This window comes from Streptomyces sp. NPDC034670 (assembly GCF_055574875.1).
This window is the reverse complement of the sequence record NZ_JBVITR010000039.1, coordinates 1-10021: the sequence shown is the minus strand read 5'-3', so window position 1 is coordinate 10021 and position 10021 is coordinate 1. Positions and strand designations below refer to the sequence as shown.

Below are 10021 nucleotides of genomic sequence, written 5' to 3'. Positions count from 1 at the left end.
TCTGGTGGGGGGGGGGGCGATTGTCCTTTCGTATCTCTCCTTTCCCTCCTCCCCCCCCCCCCCCCCCCCCCCCCCCCCCCCCCCCCCCCCCCCCCCCCCCACGCCCCGGCCGGAGCCGCCCGGTGGCGCACGGCCGGCCCGCCGCACGGCGCCGCCGCCCGCCCCGGGACGGGACGGACGGCGGCGCTCCGTGCGGACGGGGCGGCTCCCCGCTCGGGAGCCGCCCGGTGGTCACACCCGCTTGCCGGTGGCCTCCTTGCCGGTGACCTCGGCCCGGGACGGGCGCTCCCCGGCGCCGGACCTGCCGCGCCCGGAACCGGCGCGCTTGCGGCCCCGGTCCCGGCCGCCCTTGTCACCGCGGGAGTGCGCGTCGAGCTCGATGGCGAGCGGCGAGGCGGTCAGGACCGACGAGTACGTGCCCACCAGCATGCCGATCAGCAGGGCGAGCGCGAAGTCGGTGAGCGAGTCACCGCCCAGCAGGGCCAGCGCGGCCAGGATGAAGATCACACCGATACCGGTGTTGACCGTGCGGGGCACCGTCTGCAGGATCGCCAGGTTGGTCGACTGGGCCAGCGGCGCCTTGCGGTCCTTGGTCCACAGTTCCCGGACGCGGTCGAAGACCACCACGGAGTCGTTCACCGAGTAACCGATCACGGTGAGCAGGGCGGCCAGGAACACCCCGTCGATCGGCTTGCCCAGCCACGCGAAGATGCCGGTGAGGATCACCACGTCGTGCGCCAGGGTGGCGACCGCCGACGTGCCGAACATCCAGCGGAACCGGAAGGCGAGGTACAGCAGCTGGGCGCCGAGGGCCAGGCCCAGCGCGATCAGCGCGTTGCGGCGCAGCTCGTCGCCGAGGCTCGGGCCGATCAGCTCGTCGCGGACCTTCTCCGCCCCGCCGCCGACCTCGTCGATGGCCTCGGCCACCTGGACCGCCTCGGCGTTGCTCAGCTCCTCGGTGCGCACCGTGATCCCGTTGTCCCCGGAGGACTGCACGACGGCCTGCGGGAAGCCGGCGTCGGCCAGGGCCTCGCGGGCCCGGTCCGGGTCGACGGTCCGGGTGGTCGTGTACTCGATGAGCCGGCCGCCGGTGAACTCGACGCCGAAGTTCAGCCCGCGCACCACGATGCCGGCGCCCGTGATGACCAGCACGACGAGGGACACCAGCAGCCACCGGCGCGGACGGTGCATCAGCTGCGGGTTGCGGCGGGTGAGGTACGCGCGCACCCGGCCGATCGAGGCCAGACCGGTGATCTTGGGACGGCGGTGCACCCAGCGGCGCTCCACCGCGAACTCGGCCAGCACCCGGGTGATCACCAGGGCGCTGATCATGGAGGCGACGACACCGATGGCCAGGGTGACGCCGAAGCCCTTCACCGGACCGGAGGCGAGCAGGAACAGCAGCCCCGCCGCGATGAGCGTGGTGATGTTGGAGTCGGCGATCGCGCTGAAGGCGCCCTTGAAGCCGGCGGTCAGGGCCGAGCGGCCGCTGGGCCGGTTGCGCTTGCCGTACTCCTCGCGTGCCCGTTCGAAGACCAGCACGTTGGCGTCGACGGCCATGCCGATGGCCAGGACGAAACCGGCCAGGCCCGGCAGGGTCAGCGTCGCGCCGAGCCCCGCCAGGGCGGCGTAGGAGATCACGCCGTAGCAGGCCAGGGCCACGGTGGCCAGGAAGCCCATGAGCCGGTAGACGACGATGATGAACAGCGCGGTGAGCGCGGTGCCGAGGACGGCGGCGTAGGCGCTCGACTTGATGGCCTCGGCGCCCAGCGTCGGGCCCACGGTCCGCTGCTCCACCGTCTCGACCGGCACCGGCAGCGCGCCGCCCTCGACGAGCAGGGCCAGCTCGCGGGCCTCTTCGCTGCTGAAGGAGCCGGTGATCTGCGTGGACCCGCCGGCGATGCCGACGTTGCAGGAGACGGACGGGTCGACCTGCGGCGAAGAGATGATCTTGTTGTCCAGCACGATCGCGACGCGGCGCTTGGGGTCGCCCGCGGGGTTGCAGGCGGCCTCGCCGGTCAGCTTGGCCCAGCCCTTGTCGTCCTTGAAGTCCACGGTGACGTGCCAGCCGGCGCCGCTCTGCTGGTCGAACTGGGCGTCGGCGCCCTCGACGTCCTTGCCGGTGAGCCGCGCGGCGCCCAGCCGGAGCCGCTCGCCGGCCTCGTCGGCCAGGACCTGCTCGCCCTTCTCGGGCTTGGTGTCCGCCGCGGCGGGGCCGAGCACCGGGTGGACGGAGAGCTGCGCGGTGCGGCCGAGGACGTCGGCGGCCTTGCGCGGGTCCTGGACGCCGGGCAGCTCGACGATGATCCGGTTCTCACCGGAGCGGACGATGGTGGGTTCGGCGACGCCGAGGGCGTCGACCCGGCCGCGCAGCACCTCCAGGGTGCGGTCGGTGGCCTCGCCGTCGGCCTTGGCCGTGTCGGTGGAGCGGGTCTCCAGGACGATCTGGGTGCCACCGCGCAGGTCCAGGCCCAGGCGGACCGGGACGGTGACGGCGATGTACACGGACACCGCGATCACGGCGAGCGCGAACAACGCCCTGAAGCGGGCGGGACGTTTCACGAATGCCTCCAGCAGGCATGCCGCGGCCGGTGGGACGCGCGGCGGGGGGAGAGAAGGGATGCGGGAATCTCAGGCGCTGGAGTGCACGGGCGGTGCCCGGCCGAGGTCCGACGGCACGTGCGCGGCGTCGGTCGGGACGTGACCGGACACCGGTGCGGGCCGGGCCGGCCGGGGAGGGATGCGGGGGGCGGGCGGGGGCGCGGGGAGCGGCGGGCCGGCCGACGTCGTCCGCTCCCCGCCGTCGCGCTGCGGCCTGATGAAGACGGTGCCCGCGCCGACGTAGGCGTCGTCGGTGGACGGACGGGTGTCGGGCGGGTGCATCGCGGGGACGGGGGCCGGTGAGGACGCGGAAGGGGCGGACCGGGTGTCTCGGGTGAAACCGGGCACGAGGGTCAGCAGGACGGCGGCCAGGGTGGCGAAGGCCACACCGGTGTGGAACGGAAGGCGGGCGGCTGGACCCGTCCGGTCTGCGGTCAAGGCTCGACGAGTCCGGCGCGGATGGCGTAGCGGGTCAGGTCCAGGCGGTCCCGCAGACCCAGCTTGTGCAACAGGTTCTCCCGGTGGCGCTGCACCGTCTTGATGCTGATGAACAGCAGCTCGGCGATCTCCTTCGAGGAATGTCCCTCGGCGACCAGCTTCAGCACTTCCTCCTCGCGCGGGGTCAGCAATTGCTCAGGGGCTTCCTCACCGTCACGGACCCGGTCGAGGTAGTTGCGGATCAATGCGGTGACCGCGCCAGGATAGAGGAAGGGCTCGTCCCGCATCGCCGCGCGGCAGGCGGCGACCAGATCGCGGTCGGCGACGGACTTCAGCACGTACCCGCTCGCACCGGCCTTGAGCGCCTGGAACAGGTACTGCTCGTTGTCGTGCATCGTCAGCATCAGGATCCGCACGCCGGGGCGCACCGCGGCCAGCTCGCGCGCGGCCTGCAGGCCGGTGAGCCGGGGCATGGCGATGTCCAGCACGGCCAGGTCGACCTCGTGGGTGCGCGCCATGGCGATCGCCTCCGCCCCGTCGCCCGCCTCGGCGACCACCTCCAGGTCCGGTTCCCGGTCGAGGATGAGCCGGACGCCGCGCCGTACCAGGGCGTGGTCGTCGGCGAGCAGGATCCTGATCGTGGTCGGGTGGGTCTCGTGGCTCATGACTGCTTCCTGACGGCGGGCGCGGCCAGCCTGATCCTCGTACCGGTCGGTGTCGCGGGGGCGATGTCCAGTGTGGCCCCGATGAGCAGGGCCCGTTCCCGCATACCGCGGATTCCGGCACCTTCGTGGGCGGCTCCGATGCCGCGGCCGTCGTCGCTCACCTCGAGGACGACGGCGTCGCCGGCGCCCCGCAGGCTCACCGTGACGTTCCGCGCCTCGGCGTGCCGGGCGGCGTTGGTCAGGCCCTCCTGCGCGACACGGTAGATCACGAGTTCGGTCTCGTGGTCGAGCGGGGGAAGATCGGCGTCGAAGCGACGCGTCACGCGCAGCCCGGTGTGCGTGGCGAACTCGGTGGCGAGCGAGGTGACCGCGCTGACCAGGCCGAGGTCGTCCAGGACGCCCGGCCGCAGCCGGCGCACCAGGCGGCGCACCTCGTCCAGGCTCGCCCGGGTGATCTCCTGCGCCTGCTGGAGCTCCCCGCGCAGCGGTTCGGACGCCTCGTCGGAGGCCTGCTTCAGGGCCAGCAGGACGGCGGTCATGCTCTGCCCGACCTCGTCGTGCAGCTCATGGGCGATGCGGCGCCGCTCGGCCTCCTGGGCGAACAGGGCGCGGGCGCTGCTCGCGGCACGCTCCCGCTCCAGCCGCTCCAGCATCGCGTTGAACGTGCTGACGAGTTCGGTGACCTCGCCGCGCCCCCGTACGGGAAGGCGCTGACCGGGACGGAGCAGGTCGACGGTGCTCATCAGCCTGGTCACCCGGTCCAGTGGGGCGAGCCCGATGCGCAGCAGGGCCGCGTTGGCCACGAGCATCACGCCCAGGCCGCCCACGAGGATCACCGCCTCGGTCAGCAGCACCGGGACCGACACGGTCACCGGAGCCCACAGCAGCAGCGCGGTGGCCGCGCCCAGCACCACCGCGTTGAGGCCGAAGATCCGCCAGTAAAGGGACACGGAGGTCACGCCTTCCTCTTCCTCGTCAACCTCTACTGTCGGTCACCGTGCCGTCCGGTGCGGCCGCGGCCCCCGGTCCCGGTGGGCAGCGGCCAGCGTGCACGACCCCCCTGCCCCCGGTCCATGGGCCCCGCGGCCCATTTCCGGCGGTCCACCGGACCCATGCCGCACCGGGTGGGTCCTGTGACCCCGCACAGATGGGTACCGCGCCCGATGGGCGGGGGGCAAGGCAACGGCGATGGTGGGAGCATCACCCGTCCGTTTGCCTGGAGGACCTCCCGTGTCGATCGACCTGCCCCGCGCCGAACTGCGCCCCGACCACCCCGCCGCCGACGAGATCCGTCAGCGCCTCGAGCACGCCCGCAGTACGCGCCTCGCCCAGCTCAAGGCCCTGGACGAAACAGGGCAGAGCGCCGAGGACCACCTCATGTCCAACCAGCGGGAAGCCATCCAGCGCGCCCTCAAGGAGATCGAGGAGGCCTTCGCCCGCCTCGAGGACGGCACCTACGGGACCTGCCTCGGCTGCTCGAAGCCGGTGCCGCCGGAGCGGCTGGAGATCCTCCCGCACACCCCGCACTGCGTGACCTGCCAGAGCCGCGCGGCCTGACCGCGCCCTTGATCCGTTCCCCCCTCCCGCTTAACCCAAGGGGTGAAGTGGTGGCCCACCAGACCATCGGTGAGCGCGGGGGGGGGGGGGGGCCCCCCCCCCCCCCTCCCCCCCCCCCCACCCCCCCCCCCCCCCCCCCCCTCCCCCCCCCCCCCCCCCCCCCCCCCCCCCCCCCCCCCCCCCCGCTGCGCGACAACCTGCACGAGCAGCGGCTGTTCCGCGAGGAGCAGCTGCGGCAGTTCGCCGCCGACTCCGCGTTCCCCGCCGACGCCACGCGCGACGCGGACGGGGAGGAGGCGCACGGCGCCGGCCAGATCGAGGTGCGCGTCAAACTCGCCGCCTCCGCCCGCATGGTGCTGGCCGACGTCGAGGCGGCGCTCACCCGGATGGACACGGGCACCTACGGCATCTGCCACCTGTGCCGCCGCCCCGTGCAGCGCGAACGCCTCCTGATAGTCCCGCAGGCCCGCTACTGCGCCCGCTGCCAGCAGGTGCGGGAGGCGGCGCGATGACCGCGCCACGGCCGGGGCGCGCCGCGCGCCCCGGACACCGGCAGTCCCACGGCCGTGGCCGCCTCCCCGGAGACCCGGCCGCGGCCACTGCCTTCCACCCGGAACCCGCGCCCGCGGGTCCGCCCGCACAGGAGGCTGTCCGATGACCGTGATACGGCGCCCGCGCCCGGCGACCGGGCGGCACGTCCCCTGGCCGCTGTGCCGCCGGTGCTCCGGGATCGCGCTCGACCTGGGGAGCGCCCGCACGCGCGCGTGGATCGCGGGACGGGGGATGGTGCTCGACGTGCCGACGGTGACGTTCCCGGGCAACGGCGCCCTCCACCCCATCCAGCGCGGCACCATCGTCGACACCCCGGGCACCGCCCGGATGCTCGACCGGCTGCTCGGACCCCGTCTGCCCCGCTTCGGCCGCCCCCTGGTCGTCGTCACGGCGCCGGTCCTGGACGGGCTCGCCTTCCGGACCGAGGCCCGGACGGCCGTCGAGATCCTCCGCCCGCGCGCCGTCCTGACCGTCCCGGGCGCGCGGGCGGTGGCTCTGGCCGCCGGCGCCGACGACACCCGGCCGCTGCTGGTCGTGGACATCGGCGCGCACCTCACCGAGGTCGTCCTGCTCGCCGAGGGCGCGGTCACCGACGCACGCCGCACCGCGCTCGGCACCGGCGACCTGACCGACGACACGGCCCCGGAGCAGCTCACCGACGCCGTGGTCGACATGGTGACGGCGATGCTGCGGCAGGACCGCACCTCCCTGACCCGCACCGCCCTGCGCCGCGGGATCCTCCTGGCCGGCGGGGGCGCCCTGCGCCCCGACATCACCCAGGGCCTGCCCGGCCGGCTCGGCTGCCCGGTGCAGCCGGTGCCGTCCCCGCACACCGCCGCCGTCCGGGGCGCCGCCAGCTTCCTGGCCGCGGAGCACCACCACCCCTCGGCCACCGGCACCGCCTGACCCGGCGCCCGGACCGGCCCCCTCCGTTCCCCCCACCTGCCGGCACGACCCGAGACCCCGGAAGGAGCGACGACGTGGCGGGCGAGACACCACCGGCACAGCAGCCACCCGGCCCGCCCCCACGCCCCCTGCTGTGGCGCTGGCGGCGCAACCCCCTGCGCCGCCGCACCGACGCGCTCCAGGCGTGGCTGGGCCTCGGACTGCTGCTCGCCGTCCTGGCCGTCGCACCCGTGGCCGCCGTCCTCGTGGCCGACGCCGCCCACCGCCACTACGAGGACACCGCCCGCCACCAGGCCCTGACCCGGTACGAGACCGCCGCGACCCTCACCCGGGACGCCCCGCGCCACCCGGAGCCGGGATCGGACGAGGAGAAGAACACCCGCTACCCGGTCGAGGTCCGCTTCACCACCCGGGAGGGGCGGACCCGGACGACGCGGGCGGAGGTCCCGCCGGGCCTGCCCGCCGGCAACGAGGTCCGCGTCTGGGTCACCACCGACGGCGAGGCGACCGAGCCGCCGCTGACGCGCGAGCAGGTCCGCAGCCGCAGCATGGGCTGGGCCCTCCTCGCCGCCATCGGCGTCACCCTCACCGGCGCCGCCGCCCACGCCCTGGCCACCCTCGTCCTGCGCCGCCGCAACCTGGCCGGCTGGGCCACCGCCTGGGCCGAGACGGCGCCGCGCTGGACGACACCCACCTGACCCGCCCGGCACGCCGGGCCCGGGCGCCACGCGGTCCGAGGGGAGCGGGGCACCGCGGCGCCGCTCCGGGCAGAAGCGGCCGCGACGCTCTCGTGAACTGCCGGAGTCGGGCAACGAATTCCGCGCCGCACCACTGCCTCCCGGGTTCCGGGCCGGGGCGGCGGCCGTTGCGCGGCACACTCGACCCTCACGTTGCCGACGCCGCGGCCCGAACGGCGGCGGAACCCGAGGGTCCGGGGGAAGACGGCATCAACAACCCGTAAAGATTGCCGGATTCTGGCAATGTGCCGTGGCCGGACCACATGAGAGCATGCCTCCGCGGGGAGGCCGTCGAGCGAAAGCGGGGACCCGATGGAATGGTTCGTGGGCCTCGGGATCGCGGGGCTGGTTCTGCTGCTGCTCTCGCTGGTCCTCGACGGGATCCTGGAGGGCGTCCTCGACGGCGCGCTGGACGGCGTGTTCGACGGGTGGCTGTCCCTGCCGGTGATCGCCGGGTTCGTGTCCATGCTCGGCTTCGGCGGCGCGATCGTGCTCAGCACGACGGAACTGGGGGCCGTGGGCGCCACGGTGACCGGTGCCGTGGCCGGGGTCGGCGCGGGCTGGCTGACGTGGCGGCTCAGCCGCGCCCTGATGCGGGACCAGCCCGGCGCCACGCCGCGGGGCGACGACCTCGTCGGCAGTTCCGGCTCCGTGGTGACCGCCATCCCCGCCGAGGGGTACGGCGAGGTGCTGGTGCACCTCGCCGGGCAGCCGCTGAAGCTGGCCGCGAAGTGTCCGGTGCCTGTGGCGCGGGGCACCGAGGTCTGGGTGGAGTCGGCGCTGTCCGCGACCTCGGTCGCGGTCCGGCCGGTCGAGCGCTGACCGGTACGCCGCCGCGGCCCGCCTCCTTCGGCGCTCCGCTCCTTCCCGCGTCCGTTCCCGATCCGATCCGAGCCGCCGTCCCCCGGGAGGGCTGAGGAGATATCACCAGCATGAGCCCAGTACTGATCGCCGTGGTGGGAGTCGTCGTACTCCTGGTCCTGCTGGCCCTCGTGGTGGTCACCCGCTACAAGGTGGCGGGACCCAGCGAGGCGTTCATCGTCACCGGACGGCGCGGCAAGAAGTCGACCGACCCCGAGACCGGCCGGGTCTTCACCGACAACAGCGGCCAGAAGGTCGTGGTCGGCGGCGGTGTCTTCGTCGTGCCGTTCGTCCAGCAGAAGTTCACCCTCGACCTGTCCAGCCGGCACATCCCGGTGGCCGTCCGGGGCGCGGTCACGCTGCGCGGGGTGAAGGCCAACCTGGAGGGTGTCGCCATCGTCAAGGTCGGCGGCACCGAGGACTCGATCCGCGCCGCCGCCCAGCGCTTCCTGCAGCAGCAGGAGGGCATCGTCGGATTCACCCAGGAGGTGCTGTCCGGCGCGCTGCGCTCCATCGTCGGCCGGATGTCGGTCGAGGACATCATCCGCGACCGCGCCGCCTTCGCCGGGCAGGTCGCGGAGGAGGCCGAGGCCAGCCTGTCCGGCCAGGGCCTGGTGCTGGACGCCTTCCAGATCCAGGACATCAGCACCGAGGGCTCCTACCTGGAGGACCTCGGCCGGCCCGAGGCGGCCCGCGCCAAGCAGGAGGCCGACATCGCCGAGGCCGTCGCCCGGCGCGCCTCCGAGCAGGCCCGCCTGAAGGCGGAGGAGGAGATCGCGATCGCCCAGCGCACCTTCGCGCTGAAGCAGGCCGAGATCAAGGCCGAGACGGACGAGGCCGCCGCGCGCGCCGAGGCCGCCGGCCCGCTCGCCGAGGCCGCCCGCCGGCAGGAGGTCCTGCAGGAGCAGGAGAAGGTCGCCGCCCGGCAGGCCGCGCTGACCGACCGCGAGCTGGACACCAAGGTCCGCAAGCCCGCGGACGCCGCCCGCTACCAGGCCGAGCAGGAGGCCGAGGCCCGCCGCATCGCCGCGGTCAAGGAGGCCGAGGCGGCGGCCGAGCGGGCCCGGCTCACCGGTGAGGGCGAGAAGGCGCAGCGCGCGGCGCTCGCCGACGCCGTGCGCATCGAGGGTGACGCGGAGGCCGCCGCCATCGCCGCCAAGGGCGCGGCGGAGGCCGAGGCCATGCACAAGAAGGCCGACGCCTTCGAGCGGTACGGCGACGCGGCGGTGCTCCAGATGCTGGTCGAGGTGCTGCCGCAGGTCGTCGGCAAGGCGGCCGAGCCGCTGGCCGCCGTGGACAAGCTGACCGTCATCTCCACGGACGGCGCGGGGCAGCTCCCGCGCACGGTCGCCGACAACGTCGCCCAGGGCGTGGAACTGCTCAGCTCCACCACCGGCGTCGACCTCGCGCAGCTCCTCCAGGGCCTCGCCCGGCGCAACACGCCGGAGGTGCCCGCTCCGGCCGAGCCGGCCAACGGGAAGGTCGACATCACCGAGTGACCCGAGCGGCCCGAGCGGCCCTTTCCCACCGCGGGGGGGGGGGGGGGGAGGAGGGGGCGGGGGGGGGGGGGGGGGGGGGGGGGGGGGGGGTGGGGGGGGGGGGGGGGGGGGGGGGGGGGGGGGGGGCCTTCGTCGCCTTCGGTGGCGGCGTGGACGGCCACGCGGCCGTGGAGACTGCCGGCACCGGCTCCCGCCCGGCCGCATT

The 10021-nt window shown here is 74.7% G+C and carries 10 protein-coding genes; 6 read left to right on the top strand and 4 right to left on the bottom strand.

Features of this window, described 5'->3' with window-relative positions:
- Positions 1 to 231: 231 nt before the first annotated feature.
- From secD to ACZ56B_RS23300, 4 genes are all read right to left on the bottom strand, one after another.
- Positions 232 to 2562, bottom strand: coding sequence for a protein translocase subunit SecD (gene secD / locus ACZ56B_RS23315; protein ID WP_468793830.1), 2331 nt, complete (start codon positions 2560 to 2562; stop codon positions 232 to 234).
- Between the two features lie 69 nt (positions 2563 to 2631).
- Positions 2632 to 2988 carry a hypothetical protein gene (locus tag ACZ56B_RS23310; protein ID WP_468793826.1) on the bottom strand — a complete coding sequence of 119 codons (357 nt, stop codon included), beginning with the start codon at positions 2986 to 2988 and terminating at the stop codon, positions 2632 to 2634.
- A 47-nt stretch (positions 2989 to 3035) separates the two neighbouring features.
- Positions 3036 to 3704, bottom strand: coding sequence for a response regulator (locus ACZ56B_RS23305; protein ID WP_468793823.1), 669 nt, complete (start codon positions 3702 to 3704; stop codon positions 3036 to 3038).
- Positions 3701 to 4654 carry a HAMP domain-containing sensor histidine kinase gene (locus tag ACZ56B_RS23300; RefSeq protein WP_468793973.1) on the bottom strand — a complete coding sequence of 318 codons (954 nt, stop codon included), beginning with the start codon at positions 4652 to 4654 and terminating at the stop codon, positions 3701 to 3703. Before ACZ56B_RS23300 ends, ACZ56B_RS23305 begins: the two co-directional genes overlap by 4 nt.
- A 280-nt stretch (positions 4655 to 4934) precedes the next feature.
- Between ACZ56B_RS23300 and ACZ56B_RS23295 the strand changes: the two genes are divergently transcribed.
- The 6 genes from ACZ56B_RS23295 (at position 4935) to ACZ56B_RS23270 (ending at position 9816) form a co-directional block, all read left to right on the top strand.
- On the top strand, positions 4935 to 5261 hold the full coding sequence (locus ACZ56B_RS23295) for a TraR/DksA family transcriptional regulator (RefSeq protein WP_468793820.1): 327 nt from the start codon (positions 4935 to 4937) through the stop codon (positions 5259 to 5261).
- Positions 5262 to 5446: 185 nt separating this feature from the next.
- Complete coding sequence (locus tag ACZ56B_RS23290) at positions 5447 to 5773, top strand: TraR/DksA family transcriptional regulator (RefSeq protein ID WP_468793970.1); 327 nt, start codon at positions 5447 to 5449, stop codon at positions 5771 to 5773.
- A 142-nt stretch (positions 5774 to 5915) separates the two neighbouring features.
- Complete coding sequence (locus tag ACZ56B_RS23285) at positions 5916 to 6719, top strand: rod shape-determining protein (RefSeq protein WP_468793817.1); 804 nt, start codon at positions 5916 to 5918, stop codon at positions 6717 to 6719.
- A 74-nt stretch (positions 6720 to 6793) separates the two neighbouring features.
- Complete coding sequence (locus ACZ56B_RS23280; protein ID WP_468793814.1) at positions 6794 to 7417, top strand: Rv1733c family protein; 624 nt, start codon at positions 6794 to 6796, stop codon at positions 7415 to 7417.
- Positions 7418 to 7768: 351 nt separating this feature from the next.
- Positions 7769 to 8278, top strand: coding sequence for a hypothetical protein (locus ACZ56B_RS23275; RefSeq protein ID WP_468793811.1), 510 nt, complete (start codon positions 7769 to 7771; stop codon positions 8276 to 8278).
- Between the two features lie 110 nt (positions 8279 to 8388).
- Positions 8389 to 9816, top strand: a complete 1428-nt coding sequence (locus ACZ56B_RS23270; RefSeq protein WP_468793808.1) for a flotillin family protein — start codon at positions 8389 to 8391, stop codon at positions 9814 to 9816.
- Positions 9817 to 10021 lie beyond the last annotated feature (205 nt).

Coding starts and splice junctions, on each gene's coding strand:
- ACZ56B_RS23305 (WP_468793823.1), bottom strand. CDS start 3,704: ATGAGCCACGAGACCCACCCGACCACGATCAGGATCCTGCTCGCCGAC.
- ACZ56B_RS23285 (WP_468793817.1), top strand. CDS start 5,916: ATGACCGTGATACGGCGCCCGCGCCCGGCGACCGGGCGGCACGTCCCC.
- ACZ56B_RS23275 (WP_468793811.1), top strand. CDS start 7,769: ATGGAATGGTTCGTGGGCCTCGGGATCGCGGGGCTGGTTCTGCTGCTG.
- ACZ56B_RS23270 (WP_468793808.1), top strand. CDS start 8,389: ATGAGCCCAGTACTGATCGCCGTGGTGGGAGTCGTCGTACTCCTGGTC.